This window comes from Pseudomonas sp. Irchel s3f10, from assembly GCF_900187515.1.
Classification (GTDB): domain Bacteria; phylum Pseudomonadota; class Gammaproteobacteria; order Pseudomonadales; family Pseudomonadaceae; genus Aquipseudomonas; species Aquipseudomonas tensinigenes.
In genome coordinates this window covers 299,664-321,214 of the sequence record NZ_FYDZ01000004.1, presented here as the reverse complement: position 1 = coordinate 321,214, position 21,551 = coordinate 299,664, and the positions used below count along the sequence as shown (strand labels likewise).

Here is a 21,551-nt window from a genome sequence, read left to right as displayed (position 1 = left end):
AGAAAAGGAAAAATGGAATTTACTTTTCAGCCTCACGCCCACGCCATCTTGCTAGACAACCAACTTGTCATCCTTGATGAAAAGCTCGACACCTACTTAATTTTTAACGAATCACAAACTACGATACTGATTAAAGGCGACAAGGACTGCAACGAATACAACGAGATTCGACACGAACTCTCCTCTCTAAACATCATCACTGATTCGATTCACAATTCCAACCCTCTAACAAAAGCGAATGATGACTACGAAGGCATTGATAACTATACGTGGAGAATAAAAAGGCAGAACCCTCGTCAATCCGTTAAATTGCTACCGACAATGCGGGCATGCCTGGACCTCCTGATTTTAAAGGTAACAATCGCACTCGGTGGCCTGGAAACCTGCCTGAATAGCATGAGAGCCTCAAAAAAAGCTCTATCAGGAAACCCTGTATCGGCTTGGCACGAAAGTATTGAAAGCTACGCGCAAGGCGTTCGCATCGCTTCACTTGTATTGCCTTTTAAGGTCAAGTGCCTTGAGTCTTCTATCTGCCTCTTCAAACACGCCATGAGAAACAATAAAAAGTGCGACTTCTTTATTGGCGTTCAATTATATGACTTCCTTTCACACGCGTGGATCGAAATAAATGGAGAAGTCATTGCCGATGATCCACACCTATCACGCAAGCTACCTAAAATACTGACAATATAAGGCTGCTCAAAAATGAATTGGCTGTATCAATACATAAAAATCTTTAAAATAATCTCAAAAAATTATCGCTGGTTTACAGCCAGCTTTGTCGGAATATCAGCAATATTTCTCCTCTGCAGCGCCCTGAACTCTCTCCTCCCGGTTATATTGAGAAATGCGGCCAACTCCATTCACGAATCAAATAGCATGCAAACACAGTTTCTGTTTTTTGCGGCATCTTATTCGGCCATATGGACTCTTTCTCAGGTTCTGTCGAATATACGTGGAATTTTATCAGCGTGGATACTCGCGAAGTGTGACACTACAATCTACGAAACAATCATTAACAGGATCTTTAAGTACCCATATAAAAAACAAAAAAACCTGGACCCCGGATTTGTTGTAGCTGACATAAACAGATCCGCTAGCAGTTTCAGCATGATAACTATAGGCGTATTTTGGACAATTGCCCCTATTACTGTGGAAATCATCATTGCGATAAGTGTACTGTACGCGATCATGGGACCTGCCTACGCAATCTTGTTCCTTCTCTCCTCCATAGTACTTATATGCATATCGATTTATGTTGCCAGGTCCAGCTCCAGCATTCATCGGGAATTATTTGAGGCAGACGCCAAATTATCCAGCTATACAGTCGAAAGACTTGGCCGCACTTACGACATAAAGCTTAATAGTACGCAGCTTAAGGAATGCCATGCAGGCAAAAGCTTTTTTGACAACTATGTCAAGACAATCAGAAAAGCCAACCTTCATATGGGTATACGTATTTCCGCTCAAGGATTAGCAATTGGAACCGTGCTGGCTTTTTTCGTGATATTGTCAGGAGTTAATTATCATTCAATATTTACCTCAGGTGATTTCATCATGATCACTGGCTATATCACAATGTTCACGATGCAGTTACATCTATTGGCTGGAACACTGATAAACCTTCAGGGAAACCTTGTCTCCCTGAATGACGGCGTTAAATACATCGAAGAAAAAATCAACAACCCATATTACCCGAACACTTCTCAGACCGAACAAGGTTTTGTTCTTAGAGAACTATCACTCACCAAAGACAATAACGTTATATTTTCCAGAATAAACTATCAATTTAAACAGGGTGTAAACATTATAGCGGGGAGTTCTGGCGCAGGAAAAACGACACTCATCAATACTCTATTAGGCCTCGAAGAAAATTATACAGGAGCAGTACATTACAGAGGGCACTTGATAAACGAAACCATGAGTGAATTCGTACTCTCTGAGGTTTCCGTCGCACCACAGCAACCTATACTCATAGCTGGCACCTTTAAAGACAACCTGCTTTATGGATCGAAAAATGTTTCACCGCAAAAGCTAAGATGGGTCATTGAACTTCTGGGATTTTCAAAAGACAACTCTGAAATAGAGAGATTATTGGCTACCGTAATAGGCGCCGCGAATAGCGAACTCAGCGGGGGAGAAAAACAACGAATTGCTATTGGCCGAGCGATTCTAAGAGATAAACATACATTGATATTAGATGAACCGACCTCTTCACTTGATGATACAACGGCTTACAAAATCATTGAGTGGCTCGCCGCCAACATACCCTGCTTAATAATTGTCACTCATGATGCTGGTTTGAAGAAAAAATACGGAGTGGCAATAGAGCTGACTGAAAATCACCCTCAGAGCACTTAGCCACTCAGCGTGCTCCCCGCTCGCGATGAGCGCTATCACTACGGGGAACGATCTCACTCAAGTAATGCGGACATTGCCTACAATTGCACCAGAATGCGCCGACTGGTGCTTGTTGAGGCTGCGATCTTTTAATTCTGAAAGCCCGGACGGCGAAAGCTTCCGGCTTTTTATTGCCTGTTTGAAATCGATGGTGCTTGGCAGAACGCCATCGCGAGCAGGCTCACTCCTACAAGGGGATCGTTGTCGGGCTCACAATCTGTGATCACCGCAGATCCAATGTAGGAGTGAGCCTGCTCGCGATGAGGCCGTAACAGCCAGCGAAACTATTGAGGCAACTTCAACTTATCCAGCAGGCGATTGACCAACAGTTCGTTGAGCATGATCACCTGTTGCAGCGCCAGCAGCGGTTTGCACTCCGGGCCGCCGATTGAGTTGGCGATGTTGCCGGCCATGGCATGGGCGTATGAAAGCGACTCGCTCGCCTCGACCAGCAGGGTTTCGTCATCCAGCGTGGGGTCGACGAGATAGACGGGGCGAAACTTGGGCGAGCTTGGCGGAGCACCCAGGGCTTCGGGTCGGAGGTAGTAGTCGAGGGCGCGGTCGGTTGCGTCTTTGATCTTTTGCGGGCTGAGCGCTGGGTCGTGGGGGATTGGATCAGTGGGCGGTGGGTTTGGTGTGATTTTGAACATAGATAAAGCTCCAATTTGAAAAAAGGGAGCCATCACCCTCGCTACCAAACGGCGGGTGGCGGCCATGCGCGGGTTGGTAGACCGGTCAAATTGGGTAACCCGGCGCTCACAGAGGAGCCCCACGCATGCCCACCATACAAAGCCATATCTCAAAAAAGGAGACAGCATCGACGGTGTCGCAACAACGACAATTTAAGGCGGGCTACCAAACCCGATCACTGATTTGCAGTGACAGGTAAACGATATAGCCCGGCCTGTAGCCGTGTAAGCCGGCGGATTCTGGCGTACGCGTAGGTAACGGCGCAAGGTGTTGTAGGCCCGATGGCGTAACGGTTCGTGTACTTTAAACGCGCTCACAAAATCATGTTTACGCACAGGAAATGCTGGACAGTGAGCGCTTCAAGTTTTTTATCGTGTCAGCGAAATCGCCCCTCACCCTAGCCCTCTCCCAGAGGGAGAGGGGACTGATCGAGGTGTTTGGGCGAGGTACACCGACGTGCAATACCGAGTCGAGTTCAGATTCTGAAAAACAGATCAAAAGCCCCTCACCCTAACCCTCTCCCAGAGGGAGAGGGGACTGACCGCGTGGAATGGAAGAGATACGCCGACGTGCGATACCGAGTTGAACTCAGATTCTGAAAAGCTCAAAAATCGGCTCCCTCTCCCTCCGGGAGAGGGCTGGGGTGAGGGGAAAATCCACCACAACACTAAAGCCGAACATCCGCTCTTCACCACTCAATAGGCCGAGTGTCAGCTCGCCTGCTCTTGATCTTGATCCACGGGCGACGTCGGAAGGCTGAGTGGAGGGATTGATCCGGGCGTGGGAGCGCAGCGACCGTTTGGCGCAGCCAAACACAGCGAGAGGAGGTGCAGCGAAGCAAACCGGAGACGCTGCGCCCGGATCGATCCCGGAGCGAAGGAACCCCGAGCCCCAGCGAGCGGGCCGCACGTAGGAGCAAGCGTTTTTGGTTACTTTTTAGGCGTTTGTAAAAAGTGACCCGCCGTAAGGGCGGAACCCTAAGTGGCCGTTGCCGCAGGAATGGATATGTACTCAAACGAAAACCGTGTCGCGTTCAAGATTTACCCCCTCACCCCAGCCCTCTCCCCCAAGGGGGCGAGGGGGAAGGGAGCCAATCTCCATGCAGTTCAAAATCCAATTCAACTCGATCTACCCCGCAGAAACCCGCTCACACGCCCGGCGGCGCTGGCCAAATGCTGTTCATGGGTAAACCCGGAAACCTTCAACGGCTTCAAATCATGATCTCCGGACGCCAGCCACGCCACCTCAATACTCGGTGACAAGGAGTAACCCTCAACCGCCGCAAGATTGCCCAGCGCATCCCGCTCGCCTTGCACAATCAACGTCCGCGTCTGCAAACCAGCCAAATGCTCAACCCGTGGTTTCTCCGGTTTACCCACCGCATAAAACGGATAGCCCAAACACACCAGCGCATCAGACCCCAACTCATCAGCAAGCAGACTCGCCATCCGCCCGCCCATCGACTTCCCGCCAATGGCCAAAACCCCAGTGACATGACGCCGCACCTCGCCATACACCTCACGCCAGCATTCCTGCAATTTCCCCGCTGGATTCGGCGGCCGCTTCACCCCATCCACCCGCCGCTGCGCCATATAAGGAAACTCAAACCGCAACACATTCACCCCAAGCCCGGCAAGGCGCCCAGCCATATCGTTCATCCAGTCACTGTCCATCGGCGCACCAGCACCGTGGGCCAGGATCAACGTCGCTGAAGCCTCACCACTGGCGGCATCCCAAAGCCATCCATGATCGAGCACGCACTGCGCCCATTGATCCCCGTCAATACTGGCCTTGTGCTGTTTGTCCATGCTTGCCTCGCTTTTAGTCTGCCTATAACTCCAGACGAAGGATTCGCCGCGTGTTTTGCGCGCGCTCACTTCGGCTGAACCGTGGATGGGGAACCATGAACACTTCTATCAGTACCGCCTACAACTACAAGGTGGTCCGCCAATTCGCCATTATGACGGTGGTGTGGGGCATCGTCGGCATGGGGCTCGGGGTTTTTCTCGCGGCCCAATTGGTCTGGCCCGAACTCAACTTCAATTTGCCCTGGACCAGTTTCGGCCGTCTGCGCCCGCTGCACACCAACGCGGTGATCTTCGCGTTCGGTGGCTGTGCGCTGTTCGCCAGTTCGTTCTACTCGGTGCAACGCACCTGCCAAACCCAGTTGTTTGCACCAAAAATCGCCGCGTTCTGCTTCTGGGGCTGGCAACTGGTGATCCTGCTGGCGGCGATCAGCTTGCCACTGGGTTACACCAGCTCCAAGGAATACGCTGAGCTGGAATGGCCGATCGACATCCTGATCACCATCGTCTGGGTCGCCTACGCCATCGTGTTCTTCGGCACGATCATGCAGCGCAAGACCAAGCACATTTACGTGGGCAACTGGTTCTTCGGTGCATTCATCATCACCGTGGCGATTCTGCACATCGTCAACAACCTTGAGTTGCCGGTGAGTTTCACCAAGTCCTACTCGGTATACGCCGGTGCAACCGACGCGATGGTGCAATGGTGGTACGGCCACAACGCCGTAGGTTTTTTCCTCACCGCCGGTTTCCTCGGGATGATGTACTACTTCGTGCCGAAGCAGGCCGAACGTCCGGTGTATTCGTATCGCCTGTCGATCGTGCACTTCTGGGCTTTGATCACCCTGTACATCTGGGCCGGCCCGCACCACTTGCACTACACCGCGCTGCCGGACTGGGCACAGTCGCTGGGCATGGTGATGTCGCTGATCCTGCTGGCACCGAGCTGGGGCGGCATGATCAACGGCATGATGACCCTCTCGGGCGCCTGGCATAAGTTGCGCAGCGACCCGATCCTGCGCTTCCTCGTGGTCTCGCTGGCGTTCTACGGCATGTCGACCTTTGAAGGGCCGATGATGGCGATCAAAACCGTCAACGCCCTCTCCCACTACACCGACTGGACCATCGGTCACGTCCACGCCGGCGCCCTCGGTTGGGTCGCAATGATTTCCATCGGCGCGCTGTACCACATGATCCCGAAAATCTTTGGCAAAGCGCAGATGCACAGCGTCGGTTTGATCAACGCGCACTTCTGGCTCGCGACCATCGGCACCGTGCTCTACATCGCATCGATGTGGGTCAACGGCATTGCCCAGGGCTTGATGTGGCGCGCGGTGAACGAGGACGGCACGCTGACCTACTCCTTCGTCGAAACCCTGGTGGCCAGCCACCCAGGCTTCGTCGTGCGGCTGATCGGTGGGGCGATCTTCCTCAGCGGCATGTTCCTGATGGCTTACAACACCTGGCGCACCGTGCGGGCCTCGCAGCCTGCTGACGTCGTCGCTGCCGCGCAGATGGCCTGAGGAGTCCACCATGAAACACGAAACGATTGAAAAGAACGTCGGCCTGTTGATGTTGCTCATGGTGTTTGCCGTGAGCATCGGCGGCCTGACCCAGATCGTCCCGCTGTTCTTCCAGGACGTCACCAACAAACCGGTGGAAGGCATGAAGCCCTACACCGCGCTGCAACTGGAAGGCCGCGACATCTATATCCGCGAAGGCTGCGTCGGTTGCCACTCGCAGATGATCCGGCCGTTCCGCGCCGAAACCGAGCGCTACGGGCACTACTCGGTAGCGGGCGAAAGCGTGTGGGATCACCCGTTCCTGTGGGGCTCGAAACGTACCGGTCCGGACCTCGCACGGGTCGGCGCACGCTACTCGGATGACTGGCACCGCGCGCACTTGTACAACCCGCGCAACGTCGTACCGGAATCGAAAATGCCGGCCTACCCGTGGCTGGTCACGCAAGCGGTCGACAGCAGCCACACCGAAACCAAGCTCAAGACCATGCGCACCCTCGGCGTGCCGTACACCGACGACGACATCAGCGGCGCGGTGGCCAGCCTCAAGGGCAAGACCGAAATGGATGCCCTCGTCTCCTACCTGCAAGTGCTCGGCACTGCGATCAAGAGCAAGAGGTGAGCACGATGGTCTTTGAAATGAGCGCAGGGCTGATCCGTGGTTTAGGCACCGTTGTCGTGTTTGTAGCGTTCGTCGGCTTGACCTTGTGGGTATTCAACCGCAAGCGCACCCCGGAGTTCGCCGAAGCACGTCTGCTGCCGTTTGCCGACGAGCCACAGTCCGAAACTACCCCAGCATTTGAAACAACCCAAGCACCTGAACCAAGGAGTACCCGGCCATGACCACCTTCTGGAGTACGTGGATCTGCGTACTGACCATCGGCAGCCTGATCGGCCTGACGTGGCTGCTGATCGGCACCCGCCGGGGCGAAACCAAGGGCAGCGTCGACCAGACCATGGGCCACAGCTTCGACGGCATCGAGGAGTACGACAACCCGCTGCCGCAGTGGTGGTTCATGCTGTTCGCCGGCACGCTGGTGTTTTCCGTCGGCTATCTGATCCTCTATCCGGGCCTGGGCAACTGGAAAGGCATCCTGCCCGGTTACGAGGATGGCTGGACCGGCGTACACGAGTGGGAAAAGGAAATGAACAAGGCCGACGCCAGGTTCGGGCCAATCTTCGCCAAGTTCGCTGCGATGCCGGTGGAAGAAGTGGCGAAGGATCCGCAGGCACTGAAAATGGGTGGCCGCTTGTTCGCCTCCAACTGCTCGGTGTGCCACGGTTCGGACGCCAAAGGTGCGTTCGGTTTCCCTAACCTCGCCGACAGCGACTGGCGCTGGGGCGGCGACGCCGAGACTATCAAGACCACCATCATGGGTGGGCGGATGGCGGCGATGCCGGCCTGGGGCGAAGTGTTGGGCGAAGCCGGGGTGAAAAACGTGGCCGCTTATGTGCGTCACGAACTGGCTGGTCTGCCATTGCCCGCCGACAGCAAGGCAGACCTGCAAGCCGGACAGCAGGCGTTCAGCACCACTTGCGTAGCCTGTCATGGGGCAACCGGCCAGGGCACTGAAGCCATGGGCGCGCCGAATCTGACGCACCCGGCCGGGTTTATCTATGGCACCAGTCTGACGCAACTTGAACAGACCATTCGCCATGGTCGCCAAGGCCACATGCCGGCGCAGAACGAGCTGTTGGGTAACGATAAAGTGCAATTGCTCGCCGCTTATGTATACAGTCTTTCAAAAGATCGCGAGCAATTGAGCGATAAGCTTCAAGCTGAAAGCTCCAAGTAAAATCAACAGCAATGTATACAATCCTGCAGGCGACTTGAACCATCTTGTCGCTTGCAGCTTTCAGCTCGCAGCTGCTTCTTTTTGTCGCACCCCTTCACACCCTCTCCTTTCGGTTCCCCGGATTCGGGTCTACGCTTGCTCGATGCGGACTGGCTTGTGCCGGTTCCAGGTCAACGCTGACTGCTGTGTTCTGCGAACCGGCTGACTGATGTGGCCGCAAACGCCGGTAGATACCGGCTGTCGTGCCATTTGCCATCCGTCACCCGAACTGAGCGTTTGAACACACCCCGTTACAAGCGACCTGAACCCCTCGCTTTTTTCGTCCGCTGCAACATTTTGTCCGAGGCCAATTTTGACCTTACGCGGCGCATGGAAAGGCCGCAGAATCAGCGTTGGAAAGCATTGACCCAGGTCATGGCGCGTTGCAATGACCCCCTGCTCTCTGCATACTTGCGGCCGATTTTAATCCTAATAAAACACCCAAACCGTGGAACCTTAGAATGAGCACAGCAATCAGTCCGACTGCTTATAACTATAAGGTAGTCCGCCAGTTCGCCATCATGACGGTGGTCTGGGGGATCCTTGGCATGGGGCTCGGTGTCTTCATCGCCTCGCAACTGGTCTGGCCGGAATTGAACTTCGGTCTGCCGTGGACGAGCTTTGGACGCCTGCGCCCGTTGCACACAAACCTGGTGATTTTCGCCTTCGGTGGTTGTGCACTATTTGCCACTTCCTACTATGTCGTGCAGCGAACCTGCCAGACGCGACTGATTTCCGACAGCCTCGCGGCATTCACCTTCTGGGGCTGGCAAGCGGTGATCGTCGGCGCGATCATTACCTTGCCGCTGGGTTACACCACCACCAAGGAATACGCGGAACTGGAATGGCCGATCGCCATTTTGCTGGCCATTGTCTGGGTCACCTACGGTCTGGTGTTTTTCGGCACCATCACCAAGCGCAAAACCAAGCACATCTATGTGGGTAACTGGTTCTACGGTGCCTTCATCGTCGTCACGGCGATGTTGCACATCGTCAACCACGCTTCCCTGCCGGTGAACCTGTTCAAGTCCTACTCTGCCTATTCCGGCGCGACCGACGCGATGATCCAGTGGTGGTACGGCCACAACGCGGTGGGCTTCTTCCTCACCACCGGTTTCCTCGGGATGATGTACTACTTCGTGCCGAAACAGGCCGAGCGTCCGATCTACTCCTATCGCTTGTCGATCGTGCACTTCTGGGCACTGATCACCCTGTATATCTGGGCCGGCCCGCACCACTTGCACTACACAGCGCTGCCGGATTGGGCACAATCGCTGGGCATGGCAATGTCGATCATTCTTCTGGCACCAAGCTGGGGCGGCATGATCAACGGCATGATGACCCTGTCGGGTGCCTGGCATAAGCTACGCACCGACCCGATCCTGCGCTTTCTCGTGGTCTCGCTGGCGTTCTACGGCATGTCGACCTTCGAAGGTCCGATGATGGCGATCAAGACCGTCAACTCGCTCTCGCACTACACCGACTGGACCATCGGCCACGTACACGCCGGCGCTCTCGGCTGGGTAGCGATGATCTCGATCGGCGCGATCTACCACATGATCCCGCGTCTGTTCGGCCGTGCGCAGATGCACAGTGTCGGCCTGATCAACGCACACTTCTGGCTCGCGACCATCGGCACCGTGCTGTACATCGCTTCGATGTGGGTCAACGGCATCACTCAAGGCCTGATGTGGCGTGCGATCAACGACGACGGCACCCTCACCTACTCGTTCGTTGAAGCGCTGCAAGCCAGCCACCCGGGCTACATCGTGCGTGCCCTGGGCGGTGCGTTCTTCGCCAGCGGCATGTTCCTGATGGCTTACAACGTCTGGCGCACCGTGCGCGCCTCGAACCCGGTTGAAGCTGAAGCCGCTGCCCAGATCGCTGTCGTTGGAGCTCACTGATGAAGCATGAAGCTGTCGAGAAGAATATTGGCCTGCTGGCCTTCTTCATGGTCATCGCCGTCAGCATTGGCGGCCTGACCCAAATCGTTCCGCTGTTTTTCCAGGACGTCACCAACAAGCCGGTCGAAGGCATGAAGCCGCGTTCGGCGCTGGAACTGGAAGGCCGCGACGTTTACATCGCCAACGGCTGTGTCGGCTGCCACTCGCAGATGATCCGTCCGTTCCGTGCTGAAACCGAACGCTATGGCCACTACTCGGTGGCCGGTGAAAGCGTCTGGGATCACCCGTTCCTGTGGGGTTCCAAGCGTACCGGGCCGGATCTGGCCCGTGTCGGCGGTCGTTACTCCGATGACTGGCAACGTGCGCACTTGTACAACCCGCGCAACGTGGTGCCTGAGTCGAAAATGCCGGCTTACCCGTTCCTCGTGGAAAACAAGCTCGACGGCAAAGAAACGGCCAAAAAAATGGAAGTCTTGCGCACGCTCGGCGTCCCTTACACCGACGAAGACATCGCCGGTGCACAGGATGCCGTGAAGGGCAAAACCGAAATGGACGCGCTGGTGGCCTACCTGCAAGGCCTGGGCACCATCATCAAAAGCAAACGGTGATCTAGATGGATATCGGGATGATTCGTGGCCTGGGCACCGTTGTCGTGATGGTGGCCTTCATCGGTCTGGCGCTGTGGGTGTTCAGCCCCAAGCGCAAGTCGGAGTTTGAAGACGCGACCTTGTTGCCTTTTGCGGATGATCCCGAAGCCATCAAGCACGTCGAGCAAGCTTCTAGGAGTAACAAAGAATGACTACATTCTGGAGTCTGTACGTCACAGTCCTCAGTCTCGGTACGATCTTCGCCCTGACCTGGCTGCTGCTGTCGACCCGCAAGGGCCAGCGCAGCGAACAGACGGACGAGACGGTCGGGCACTCCTTCGACGGGATCGAGGAGTACGACAACCCACTGCCGAAATGGTGGTTCATGCTGTTTGTCGGCACGATCATTTTTGCCTTGGGTTACCTGGTGCTGTACCCGGGCCTGGGCAACTGGAAAGGCCTGCTGCCGGGTTACAACTACCTCGATAACGACAAGCAGACCGCGTTCGCCAACGGCCAGACCGGCTGGACCGGCGTGCACGAGTGGGAAAAGGAAATGGCCCGTTCGGACGCCAAGTTCGGTCCGATCTTCGCCAAGTTCGCTGCCATGCCAATCGAAGAAGTCGCCAAGGATCCGCAAGCGCTGAAAATGGGTGGACGTCTATTCGCCTCCAACTGCTCGGTGTGCCACGGTTCCGACGCCAAGGGCGCTTACGGCTTTCCTAACCTGACCGACGCCGACTGGCGTTGGGGCGGCGAACCGGAAACCATCAAGACCACCATCATGGGCGGTCGTCACGCGGTGATGCCGGCCTGGGCTGAAGTGATTGGTGAGCAAGGCGTTGCCGACGTGGCAGCGTTTGTCGTGACCAACCTGGATGGCCGCAAACTGCCGGAAGGCACCAAGGCTGATCCGGCCAACGGCGGCAAACTGTTCGCCGCCAACTGCGTGGCCTGCCACGGGCCGGCCGGCAAAGGCACCCCCGCCATGGGCGCGCCTGATCTGACCCACCCGGGCGCGTTCATCTACGGTTCGAGCTTCGCACAACTGCAGCAGACCATCCGTTACGGCCGTCAGGGCCAGATGCCCGCGCAGGAGCAACTGCAGGGCAACGACAAGGTTCACCTGCTGGCGGCGTATGTTTACAGCCTGTCCCACGGTGAAAAAGCACCGGAAGCGAACGCCGAGTAAGGCCGACGCTCCAGACAAAGAACGGCCCCGCCAATTCTCTTTGGCGGGGCCGTTTTGTTTTAACGCATTCGCATCGACAGTGGGAGCGCTTGCTGCACTGCAAAGGTTGCCGGAGCGCAACTGTCGCCACTCGCCGCACTCGCCTGTCGTCTCACGCACCCGGTCGCGAAAAGGCACCACTGACGGCCACGTTCGACACCAGGCAAAAAAACCTCGCCGAACTCCACGAGCCCGCTTTCAGGGACGATTGGCCCAAATGGATTGCACCGGAACGGTGTCGATCAACTCGCGGTTTTGCCATTGATTGTTCTTCACCAGATAAATCTGCAACTGCTTGCGATCTTCAGTAAAACTGGTGATCAGGTAAGTTTGTTGAGAAGTGGCGCCACTCAGGTACATCGGCACATTCCCCAACCAATACGAACTACCGCCATCCTTGTGCAGATGACCGGCAAATACTGCGGTGACCTTATAGGTCTTGAGCATTTCGATAAAGCGCTTCTGCTGGCTGGGACTGCCCTTCATCTCAAACGGTTTGTGCATATTGATGATGATGGCGTGACCCTGAACTCTCGCCAAGCGAAGATCCTTCTCGAGCCAGTCCAGTGCACTGTTTATTTCGAACGTAGTCGGATTCAAAAAATGAGCTATCCGTGTTGTGTAGGTCGGCTCATTATTGAGTTGAACCAAATGGACGTCACCGATAGTCTTTGAATAAGCAAGACTCCCCGAATAAAGTCTGTTGACCACACTGCCACTAATCGTCAGATCAAAACTATCCACCTTGCCTTCATGATACTCTTTGAATTGGACAATGCTCCCCGCCGCACAACTGTTACTGAAGCAGTCATCTACATTATTTTCATAATCATGATTACCCAAGCCATACAGATAATTCGTGCCGAAGTGCCGCTTCAATGCCGCCGCCATATAGTCACGCTGCCAGCCATGGCCGAAAGCAGTGATATCGCCATTAATCATCAAAGGGATAGTCGACTGCGATCCATTACGAGTCCGAAAGTCTGCAATACTTGCCAGCTGACTTTCTACCAGCCACTTAGAACGCTTGGTAAACTCCTCACCGGATTCAGGTGTTCTGCTGTCCGTCTTGTCTGTCCAGGGATATTGCGTGTCCGATGCGAACACCATGTGCTTCGGTGCATCCGGCACTGCATGGGCCATGAAAACCGAAAACAATAAAAACGCACCCACAAACAAACTTGCCACTTTATTATTAGCCATCATATAACACTTCCATTTAGTCGAATAAACTGACGACCTCGCGCCGTCAACTTTCACGCTATTCGAAAACCTTATAATCCTCAAACATACAGTGCAGATTAATTGATTTATTTTATTTCGAGAGCGACATAATCCCACTTGCAAAGCGCAACTAAGGTGAGCTTCATCATCACACAAACACTCATAAAATGAGACGAATATCAGCTAGACTCGACTTTCAGCGAGCAGTAACTTTTATCAGCGCCTGACGCACATTGTCAGAGCGCCTCATACATCAATAGATTCCAAGGAAGATAACCATGCGAGAAGCTGATCATGATTGTGTGCAATCCCAAGAGGATTTCACCTATGTCAACTCTGATACCGAGCACCTCAATAAGCACCAGGACAGTGATGACGCCACAACCGTCGACGTGGTCAAAAAAAACCCCGAAAGCGGACTCGACAGCCTCGGCGGCGGAAGGCTGATCTGAACAAGGCTGGGACTCGCTCGTCTGAGCGAGTCCCATGCATCGTCTATAGTCAATTGATCTGGATCATGACTTGTTCCATCTGCTACACCATTTATACCCTTCCCCCAACGCGACCAAAGGTCGCACCCGTGCGTCGGCGTGACAGGCGTATCATTGCGCCACTGCAACGCCTTTTTTGACCTTGGTTGGCACGTATCGACCGAGGCATTTTTCCACTGCCGTGGGATGCAATGATGAGCAACCAGATTCCGGTACACGACGTCACACCACCGAGCAAAAACGCGAACAACAGCGTTGATCTTTACGCCTCTCGAGAAAAAATCTACACCCGCGCTTTCACTGGCCTGTTCCGCAATCTGCGGATGATGGGCGGTGCCGCATTGTTCCTGCTGTATTTCGGTACGGTGTGGCTGAACTGGGGCGGCCATCAGGCCGTGTGGTGGAATCTACCGGAACGCAAGTTCTTCATCTTCGGCGCGACCTTCTGGCCACAGGACTTCATTCTGCTCTCGGGCCTGTTGATCATTGCCGCGTTCGGCCTGTTCTTCATCACCGTGTATGCCGGGCGGGTCTGGTGCGGTTACACCTGTCCGCAAAGTGTGTGGACGTGGATTTTCATGTGGTGCGAGAAGGTCACCGAAGGCGACCGCAACCAGCGCATCAAGCTCGACAAGGCGCCGATGAGCGCCAACAAGTTTCTGCGCAAAGCCGCCAAGCACTCGATGTGGCTGTTGATCGGTTTTGTCACCGGCATGACCTTCGTCGGCTACTTCTCACCGATCCGCGAACTGGTCTTTGAGTTCTTCACCGGCCAAGCCGATGGCTGGTCGTATTTCTGGGTCGGCTTCTTCACCCTCGCCACTTACGGCAACGCCGGTTGGTTGCGCGAGCAGGTGTGCATTTACATGTGCCCGTACGCACGCTTCCAGAGCGTGATGTTCGACAAGGACACGCTGATTGTTTCCTACGACCCGCGTCGCGGTGAAAGCCGTGGCCCACGCAAGAAAGGTATCGATTACAAAGCGCTGGGCCTCGGTGATTGCATCGATTGCACTATGTGCGTGCAGGTCTGCCCGACCGGCATCGACATCCGCGACGGCCTGCAAATCGAGTGCATCGGCTGCGCCGCGTGCATCGACGCCTGCGACAGCATCATGGACAAAATGGACTACCCGCGCGGGTTGATCAGCTACACCACCGAACACAACCTGTCCGGGCAGAAAACCCATAAACTACGGCCACGCCTGATCGGCTACGCCGTGGTGTTGCTGGCAATGATCAGCCTGTTGGTCACCGCGTTCTTCATGCGCTCGCTGGTCGGTTTCGACGTCAGCAAGGACCGCGTGCTGTACCGCGAAAACGCTGAAGGCCGAATCGAAAACGTCTACAGCCTGAAAATCATGAACAAGGATCAGCGCGACCACACCTACGTGCTGGAAGCCAGCGGTTTGCCGGATCTGCGCCTGCAAGGCAAACGCGAGATCAAGGTCGCGGCCGGCGATATCGTCAGCATGCCGGTCGAGTTGTCGAGCGCACCGGAACAACTGCCATCGAGCACCAACGAGGTGAAATTCCTCCTCAAGGATGCCGATGATGACAGCGTCCACGTTGAAGCCAAGAGCCGATTCATCGGCCCACAAATCCGTTGAGAGAACTGAACATGCCCGCAGCAAACGCCGCAAGTCCTTGGTACAAGCACCTTTGGCCATGGATCATCATCGGGATTCTGGCCTGTTCGGTGACCCTGACTCTGTCCATGGTGACTATTGCGGTGAACAACCCGGACAACCTGGTCAACGACAACTACTACGAGGCTGGCAAAGGCATCAACCGTTCGCTGGACCGTGAACTGTTGGCGCAAAACCTGAAGATGCGTGCGGCTATGCATCTGGATGACGTGACCGGTGAAGTTGATTTGCGCCTGAGCGGTGACAGCCAACCGAAGACGCTGGAATTGAACCTGATTTCGCCGACGCAGCCCGAGAAGGATCGCAAGATTGTCCTGACTCGCAGCGAGACTGAAACGGGCCGCTATATTGGGCAATTGGGCGACAAGGTTGAAGGTCGCCGGTTTGTTGAATTGCTCGGCAGTCAGGATGACCATGTGTGGCGCATGTTCGAAGAAGAACTGGTCAGCCATGACAAGGATCTGTTGTTGGGTGATGAACCGCTGCAAGGTGCCGAAGACTTGAAGAAGTAAGCCTGACTCTGATCGTTCCCACGCTCTGCGTGGGAACGCAGCCAGGGACGCTCCGCGTCCCAGCCGAAGCGGACGCGGAGCGTCCGGGGAGGCATTCCCACGCGGAGCGTGGGAACGATCATCGGAACACGTGCCATGACCACCCCACTCCCCTGCTACCACTGCGCCCTGCCCGTCCCGTCCGGCAGCCGCTTCACCGCCGTCGTACTCGGGCAATCCCGTGAGTTCTGCTGCCCGGGCTGTCAGGCCGTGGCCGAAGCCATCGTCGCTGGTGGTCTGGAAAGCTACTACCAACACCGCAGCGAAGCCTCGGCCAACCCCGAAGCGTTGCCGGTACAATTGACCGACGAACTGGCGCTGTACGACCGCGCTGATGTCCAGCAACCCTTCGTTCGCCATGAAGGCGAACTGGCCGAAACCACCCTGTTGATGGAAGGCATCAGTTGCGCCGCCTGCGGCTGGCTGATCGAGAAACACCTGCGCACGCTGCCTGCCGTGGCCGAGGCGCGGCTGAACCTGTCCAACCATCGTTTGCACGTGAGTTGGGCCGACGCGCAATTACCGCTGAGCCAGATCCTCGCCGAACTGCGTCACATCGGTTACGCCGCCCACCCGTATCAGGCTGATCGCGCCAGCGAACAACTGGCCAGCGAAAACCGTCTGGCCCTGCGCCAACTCGGTGTCGCCGGGCTGCTGTGGTTCCAGGCGATGATGGCGACCATGGCCACCTGGCCGGAATTCAACATCGACCTCAGCCCCGAGCTGCACACCATCCTGCGCTGGGTCGCGCTGTTCCTGACCACGCCGATCGTGTTCTACAGTTGCGCGCCGTTCTTCAAAGGCGCGATGCGTGATCTGCGCACGCGCCACCTGACCATGGATGTCTCGGTGTCGCTGGCGATCGGCAGCGCCTACATTGCCGGGATCTGGACCTCGATCACCGGGGTCGGCGAGTTGTATTTCGACGCGGTGGGAATGTTTGCGCTGTTTCTGCTTGCCGGGCGTTATCTCGAACGTCGTGCCCGCGAGCGCACCGCCGCCGCGACGGCGCAACTTGTGAATCTATTGCCGGCCTCGTGTCTGCGGCTGGACAACAACGGCCAGAGCGAACGCATCCTGCTCAGCGAGCTACGCCTCGGCGAGCGGATTCTGGTGCAGGCCGGCTCGATTCTGCCGGCGGATGGCAAGATCATCGACGGCCAGTCGAGCATCGACGAATCACTGCTGACCGGCGAATACCTGCCGCAACCGCGCATGCCGGGCGATGCGGTCACCGCCGGCACACTCAATGTCGAAGGTGCGCTGACCGTGGAAGTGCAGGCGCTGGGCCAAGACACACGCCTGTCAGCCATCGTCCGCCTGCTCGATCGCGCCCAGGCGGAAAAACCGCGACTGGCGGAAATCGCCGACCGTGCCGCGCAATGGTTCTTGCTGCTGTCGCTGATTGCCGCAGCGGCCATCGGCCTGCTCTGGTGGGAACTGGATTCATCGCGAGCATTCTGGATTGTCCTCGCCATGCTGGTTGCCACCTGCCCTTGCGCGCTGTCGCTGGCGACGCCGACCGCCCTCACCGCCGCCACCGGCACCCTGCACAAACTCGGGTTGTTGCTGACGCGCGGGCATGTGCTGGAAGGTTTGAATCAGATCGACACGGTGATCTTCGACAAAACCGGCACCCTCACCGAAGGTCGACTGGTGTTGCGTTCGATCCGGCCGCTGACGGCGCTCGACAGCGATCAATGCCTGAGCCTCGCCGCCGCCCTGGAGAACCGTTCGGAGCACCCGATTGCCCGCGCTTTCGGCCGTGCCCCGCTGGCCGCTGAAGAGGTCCACAGCACGCCGGGGCTTGGCCTTGAAGGTTTGGTGGATGGGCAGCGTTTGCGCATCGGTCAGGCGGAATTTGTCTGCGCCCTCAGCGGCACTGCAACACCGTCGATGCCGGACGAGGCCGGCCAATGGTTGCTGCTCGGCGACACTCAAGGGCCACTGGCGTGGTTCGTCCTCGACGATCGCTTGCGTGATGACGCCCCGGCGCTGCTCGCCGCGTGCAAGGCGCGTGGCTGGCGGACGCTGCTCTTGTCCGGTGACAGCTCGCCGATGGTCGCCAGTGTGGCGGCGGAACTGGGCATTGATGAGGCTCGCGGCGGTCTGCGTCCGGACGACAAACTGCAAGTGCTGCAACAACTGCACAAGGAAGGTCGCAAGGTGCTGATGCTCGGCGACGGCGTCAACGACGTGCCGGTGCTGGCTGCCGCTGATATCAGCGTGGCCATGGGTTCAGCCACCGATCTGGCGAAAACCAGCGCCGATGCAGTGCTGCTGTCCAATCGCCTCGACGCCCTGGTCCAAGCCTTCTCGCTCGCGCGGCGCACGCGGCGGGTAATCATCGAGAACCTGCTGTGGGCGGCGCTGTACAATGGCCTCATGTTGCCGTTCGCCGCCCTCGGCTGGATCACTCCGGTGTGGGCCGCCGTCGGCATGTCGATCAGTTCGTTGACCGTGGTGCTCAACGCGCTGCGCCTGACTCGCCTGCCGAGTCCGCCGCCCGTCAGCACCCGGTCAGAAACCCGTCCGCTGCCGGCCTGAGCCGCGCGGGCGTCTGGAGTACAGATGCCAGCTCTCTACGTGATGATCCCGGCCGCCCTGCTGATCGTGGCCATCGCCGTTTACATCTTCTTCTGGGCGGTGGACAGCGGCCAGTACGACGACCTCGACGGTCCGGCGCACAGCATCCTCTTCGATGATCAGGATCCGAACCACACCGCTGCGGTGGACGAAGCAAACGCGAACAAAGCGGACGATAAGGCGCCACCCCATGTTTGAACTGGCGCCATTGCTGGTCTCGGCATTGATCCTCGGCCTGCTCGGTGGCGGGCATTGTCTGGGCATGTGCGGCGGTTTGATGGGCGCGCTGACCCTGGCGATTCCCAAGGAACAGCGCAGCCGGCGCTTTCGTCTGCTGCTGGCGTACAACCTTGGACGAATCCTCAGTTATGCCACCGCAGGATTGCTGATCGGCCTGGCGGGCTGGGCGGTGGCCAACAGTCCAGCGGCACTTTTCATGCGCGTGCTGGCCGGGCTGCTGCTGATTGCCATGGGTTTGTATCTGGCCGGCTGGTGGAGCGGGCTGACGCGCATTGAAAGTCTTGGACGCGGTTTGTGGCGCTACATTCAGCCGGTCGCTAATCGCTTGTTGCCGGTGTCGAGTTTGCCTCGTGCGCTATTGCTTGGCGCGCTGTGGGGCTGGCTGCCGTGCGGACTGGTTTACAGCACGTTGTTGTGGTCGGCGAGTCAGGGCAATGCGCTGGACAGTGCGTTGTTGATGCTTGCGTTTGGGCTGGGGACTTGGCCGGTTTTGCTCGCCACGGGGCTTGCGGCTGAGCGGGTTACGGCGCTGTTGCGCAAACGCAGCGTGCGCATGGCCGGTGGATTGCTGGTGATTCTGTTCGGCATCTGGACCCTGCCCGGCCCGCATCAGCATTGGCTCATGGGCCATTAGATCGGCGGCGCGGCCTTCGCGAGCAGGCTCGCTCCCACAGGGAATCTGTGTTGCGCCACCGATCCAATGTGGGAGCGAGCCTGCTCGCGAAGAGGCCCGCACTAACACCACACCTCTCCCCGTTGATGCAAATCAACAGCCCCACCACCGCACCCCGATAGACTCGCTCACACTGCCAGCCTATCCGGGGGAACGCCCGCATGCTCGACGCCATTCGTTGGGACTCTGATCTGATCCGCCGCTACGACCTGGCGGGGCCGCGCTACACCTCTTATCCGACGGCTGTGCAATTTCACAGTCAAGTCGGCACCTTCGACCTGTTCCATGCCCTGCGCGACAGCCGCAAAGCCCTGCGCCCCTTGTCGCTGTACGTGCATGTGCCGTTCTGCGCGAACATTTGCTACTACTGCGCCTGCAATAAGGTCATCACCAAGGATCGCGGTCGTGCGTTGCCGTACTTGCAGCGGCTGGAGCAGGAAATCCAGCTGATCGCCTGCCACCTCGACCCGGCACAAAAAGTCGAGCAACTGCACTTTGGTGGCGGCACCCCGACCTTTCTCAGTCATGACGAACTGCGGCAGTTGATGGCGCACCTGCGCAAGCATTTCAATCTGCTGGATGACGACTCTGGCGATTACGGCATCGAGATCGACCCGCGTGAAGCCGACTGGTCGACCATGGGCCTGCTGCGCGAACTCGGCTTCAACCGGGTCAGCATCGGCCTGCAGGATCTCGATCCGGCGGTGCAGCGCGCGGTCAATCGCCTGCAAAGTCTGGAGGAAACCCGCGCAGTGATCGATGCCGCGCGCACCCTGCAGTTTCGTTCGATCAATATCGACTTGATCTACGGCTTGCCCAAACAGACCCCGGAAAACTTCGCCCGCACCGTCGAGGAAGTGATCAGCCTGCAACCGGATCGACTCTCGGTGTTCAACTATGCGCACCTGCCGGAGCGCTTCATGCCGCAGCGACGGATCAATGGCAATGAGTTACCGGCGCCCGCGCAGAAACTGGAAATGCTCGAACGCACCATCGAACAGCTCACCGCCGCCGGTTATCGCTACATCGGCATGGACCACTTTGCCCTGCCCGACGATGAGCTGGCCATTGCCCAAGAGGAGGAAACCCTGCAACGCAACTTCCAGGGTTACACCACCCACGGCCATTGCGACTTGATTGGTCTGGGGGTTTCCGCAATCAGCCAGATCGGCGACCTGTACTGCCAGAACAGCAGCGACCTCAACGAGTACCAGAACAGCCTCGCCGCCGCACAACTGGCGACCAGCCGTGGTTTGCTGTGCAACGCCGATGATCGCTTGCGCCGCGCGGTGATCCAGCAACTGATCTGCAATTTCAGCCTGGAATTCGCCGAGATCGAGCAGCAGTTCAACATCGATTTTCAGGGTTATTTCGGCGCGCTGTGGCCGCAACTGCAAGGCATGGCCAGCGATGGCCTGATCGAGCTGGATCGCGAACGAATCGAGGTGTTGCCGGCGGGACGCCTGTTAGTGCGCTCGGTGTGCATGGTGTTTGATGCCTACCTTGAGCAGCAAAACCGCCAGCGTTTCTCGCGGGTGATTTAGTTTTTGGTCAGCAGCGAACCGACTTTAAGATTCTGATCCGACGTCAGGCCCGACTGCCCGACCACTTTGGACAAGGCCAGATTGGCGGTGATCAGCCCAGTGTTCAACGCGGCAATGGCGCCACGCAGAGCCGCGACCTTGTTGATCTTTTCTTCGTTGGAAAGGCGTTTGTCGGTCATGACCGCTTCGATGAGTGCCTTTTTCTCGGCAATCTGTTTTTGCAGCTTGCGGATCATCTTCAGCAATTGCTGGATGTTCTCAGGCAGCCCGCTGTCGTCAATGTCGCTGTTTTCGCCACCGACACTGGCGGCTTTTTCAATCGAGGCACCGGACAGCGACACTTTGACGCCCTCGACCAAGGTCGGGGTTGCCTCTTCGGTCGAGCCTGCTTCCCGTGCATTGTCTAAAGAGGTTTTAAACGTTTCCGGCATTGCCGCAACGTCGCTGCTACCGGGGCCCAGCGTGCCAATGGCGGCCATCGAAGCGTTCCTTGTATGCGTTCTGATACCTGTTTATCGGCGGCTGGCCCTGCGGCTTTACACCTGTAGGGCAAAGTCGCCCCAGACTGGCCTGAATGTCCTCCCGTGGGTTACCCTTACGGCTTATGTGTGTTTTCCCACA

21 protein-coding genes are annotated in these 21,551 nt (G+C 57.0%); 17 read left to right on the top strand and 4 right to left on the bottom strand.

Translation table 11 applies throughout. The features are described 5' to 3' along the window. Nucleotides 1–12 precede the first annotated feature (12 nt). Both CKW17_RS12860 and CKW17_RS12855 read left to right on the top strand, forming a co-directional pair. Nucleotides 13–693: a lasso peptide biosynthesis B2 protein gene (locus CKW17_RS12860; protein WP_095120087.1), complete on the top strand. Its 681-nt coding sequence runs from the start codon at nucleotides 13–15 to the stop codon at nucleotides 691–693. Nucleotides 694–705: 12 nt separating this feature from the next. Continuing rightward, nucleotides 706–2,361: an ABC transporter ATP-binding protein gene (locus tag CKW17_RS12855; protein ID WP_095120086.1), complete on the top strand. Its 1,656-nt coding sequence runs from the start codon at nucleotides 706–708 to the stop codon at nucleotides 2,359–2,361. Nucleotides 2,362–2,684: 323 nt separating this feature from the next. Here CKW17_RS12855 and CKW17_RS12850 read toward each other — a convergent pair whose 3' ends face one another. Further along, the gene (locus CKW17_RS12850; RefSeq protein ID WP_095120085.1) at nucleotides 2,685–3,050 is read right to left on the bottom strand and encodes a DUF6124 family protein; all 366 of its coding nucleotides are present in this window, start codon (nucleotides 3,048–3,050) and stop codon (nucleotides 2,685–2,687) included. A 1,158-nt stretch (nucleotides 3,051–4,208) separates the two neighbouring features. Further along, entirely contained in the window at nucleotides 4,209–4,898 is a 690-nt protein-coding gene (locus CKW17_RS12845; RefSeq protein ID WP_095120084.1) for an alpha/beta family hydrolase, read from the bottom strand. Nucleotides 4,899–4,993: 95 nt separating this feature from the next. Here CKW17_RS12845 and ccoN (CKW17_RS12840) point away from each other — a divergent pair, with 95 nt between their 5' ends. The 8 genes from ccoN (CKW17_RS12840) to ccoP (CKW17_RS12805) all read left to right on the top strand — a co-directional run bounded on the left by ccoN (CKW17_RS12840) (nucleotide 4,994) and on the right by ccoP (CKW17_RS12805) (nucleotide 11,933). Next, entirely contained in the window at nucleotides 4,994–6,418 is a 1,425-nt protein-coding gene (gene ccoN, locus CKW17_RS12840) for a cytochrome-c oxidase, cbb3-type subunit I (RefSeq protein WP_008082029.1), read from the top strand. A gap of 10 nt (nucleotides 6,419–6,428) precedes the next feature. After that, complete coding sequence (gene ccoO, locus CKW17_RS12835) at nucleotides 6,429–7,037, top strand: cytochrome-c oxidase, cbb3-type subunit II (RefSeq protein WP_003223389.1); 609 nt, start codon at nucleotides 6,429–6,431, stop codon at nucleotides 7,035–7,037. A gap of 5 nt (nucleotides 7,038–7,042) precedes the next feature. Further along, nucleotides 7,043–7,258: a cbb3-type cytochrome c oxidase subunit 3 gene (locus CKW17_RS12830; protein ID WP_095120083.1), complete on the top strand. Its 216-nt coding sequence runs from the start codon at nucleotides 7,043–7,045 to the stop codon at nucleotides 7,256–7,258. After that, on the top strand, nucleotides 7,255–8,211 hold the full coding sequence (ccoP, locus tag CKW17_RS12825) for a cytochrome-c oxidase, cbb3-type subunit III (protein ID WP_095120082.1): 957 nt from the start codon (nucleotides 7,255–7,257) through the stop codon (nucleotides 8,209–8,211). Before CKW17_RS12830 ends, ccoP (CKW17_RS12825) begins: the two co-directional genes overlap by 4 nt. A 500-nt stretch (nucleotides 8,212–8,711) precedes the next feature. Next, on the top strand, nucleotides 8,712–10,154 hold the full coding sequence (gene ccoN, locus CKW17_RS12820) for a cytochrome-c oxidase, cbb3-type subunit I (protein ID WP_077571867.1): 1,443 nt from the start codon (nucleotides 8,712–8,714) through the stop codon (nucleotides 10,152–10,154). Then, complete coding sequence (gene ccoO, locus CKW17_RS12815) at nucleotides 10,154–10,762, top strand: cytochrome-c oxidase, cbb3-type subunit II (protein WP_064391307.1); 609 nt, start codon at nucleotides 10,154–10,156, stop codon at nucleotides 10,760–10,762. Before ccoN (CKW17_RS12820) ends, ccoO (CKW17_RS12815) begins: the two co-directional genes overlap by 1 nt. A 5-nt stretch (nucleotides 10,763–10,767) precedes the next feature. Further along, complete coding sequence (locus CKW17_RS12810) at nucleotides 10,768–10,953, top strand: CcoQ/FixQ family Cbb3-type cytochrome c oxidase assembly chaperone (RefSeq protein WP_003175465.1); 186 nt, start codon at nucleotides 10,768–10,770, stop codon at nucleotides 10,951–10,953. Then, on the top strand, nucleotides 10,950–11,933 hold the full coding sequence (gene ccoP / locus CKW17_RS12805; protein ID WP_007917163.1) for a cytochrome-c oxidase, cbb3-type subunit III: 984 nt from the start codon (nucleotides 10,950–10,952) through the stop codon (nucleotides 11,931–11,933). Before CKW17_RS12810 ends, ccoP (CKW17_RS12805) begins: the two co-directional genes overlap by 4 nt. Nucleotides 11,934–12,170: 237 nt before the next feature. Here the strand turns inward: ccoP (CKW17_RS12805) and CKW17_RS12800 are convergent, their stop codons facing one another. Then, nucleotides 12,171–13,175: a metallophosphoesterase gene (locus CKW17_RS12800; protein ID WP_095120117.1), complete on the bottom strand. Its 1,005-nt coding sequence runs from the start codon at nucleotides 13,173–13,175 to the stop codon at nucleotides 12,171–12,173. Nucleotides 13,176–13,474: 299 nt separating this feature from the next. On the opposite strand from CKW17_RS12800, the gene CKW17_RS30365 reads away from it, so the two are divergent. The 7 genes from CKW17_RS30365 (at nucleotide 13,475) to hemN (ending at nucleotide 20,930) form a co-directional block, all read left to right on the top strand. After that, nucleotides 13,475–13,648, top strand: coding sequence for a hypothetical protein (locus tag CKW17_RS30365; protein ID WP_176470066.1), 174 nt, complete (start codon nucleotides 13,475–13,477; stop codon nucleotides 13,646–13,648). Nucleotides 13,649–13,881: 233 nt separating this feature from the next. Then, complete coding sequence (gene ccoG, locus CKW17_RS12790) at nucleotides 13,882–15,297, top strand: cytochrome c oxidase accessory protein CcoG (protein ID WP_095120080.1); 1,416 nt, start codon at nucleotides 13,882–13,884, stop codon at nucleotides 15,295–15,297. 11 nt (nucleotides 15,298–15,308) lie between these two features. After that, nucleotides 15,309–15,848, top strand: coding sequence for a FixH family protein (locus tag CKW17_RS12785; RefSeq protein WP_095120079.1), 540 nt, complete (start codon nucleotides 15,309–15,311; stop codon nucleotides 15,846–15,848). A 135-nt stretch (nucleotides 15,849–15,983) separates the two neighbouring features. After that, a complete protein-coding gene (locus tag CKW17_RS12775) occupies nucleotides 15,984–18,434 on the top strand; it encodes a heavy metal translocating P-type ATPase (protein ID WP_095120077.1) in 2,451 nt (816 codons plus the stop codon). Between the two features lie 24 nt (nucleotides 18,435–18,458). Then, the gene (gene ccoS, locus CKW17_RS12770; RefSeq protein WP_095120076.1) at nucleotides 18,459–18,671 is read left to right on the top strand and encodes a cbb3-type cytochrome oxidase assembly protein CcoS; all 213 of its coding nucleotides are present in this window, start codon (nucleotides 18,459–18,461) and stop codon (nucleotides 18,669–18,671) included. Continuing rightward, a complete protein-coding gene (locus tag CKW17_RS12765) occupies nucleotides 18,664–19,347 on the top strand; it encodes a sulfite exporter TauE/SafE family protein (protein ID WP_095120075.1) in 684 nt (227 codons plus the stop codon). The genes ccoS and CKW17_RS12765 overlap by 8 nt, the downstream gene beginning before the upstream one ends. Nucleotides 19,348–19,547: 200 nt before the next feature. Continuing rightward, nucleotides 19,548–20,930, top strand: coding sequence for an oxygen-independent coproporphyrinogen III oxidase (hemN, locus tag CKW17_RS12760; protein WP_095120074.1), 1,383 nt, complete (start codon nucleotides 19,548–19,550; stop codon nucleotides 20,928–20,930). Here the strand turns inward: hemN and CKW17_RS12755 are convergent. Beyond that, nucleotides 20,927–21,409, bottom strand: coding sequence for a hypothetical protein (locus CKW17_RS12755; protein WP_095120073.1), 483 nt, complete (start codon nucleotides 21,407–21,409; stop codon nucleotides 20,927–20,929). The two genes, hemN and CKW17_RS12755, sit on opposite strands and share 4 nt — an antisense overlap. Nucleotides 21,410–21,551 lie beyond the last annotated feature (142 nt).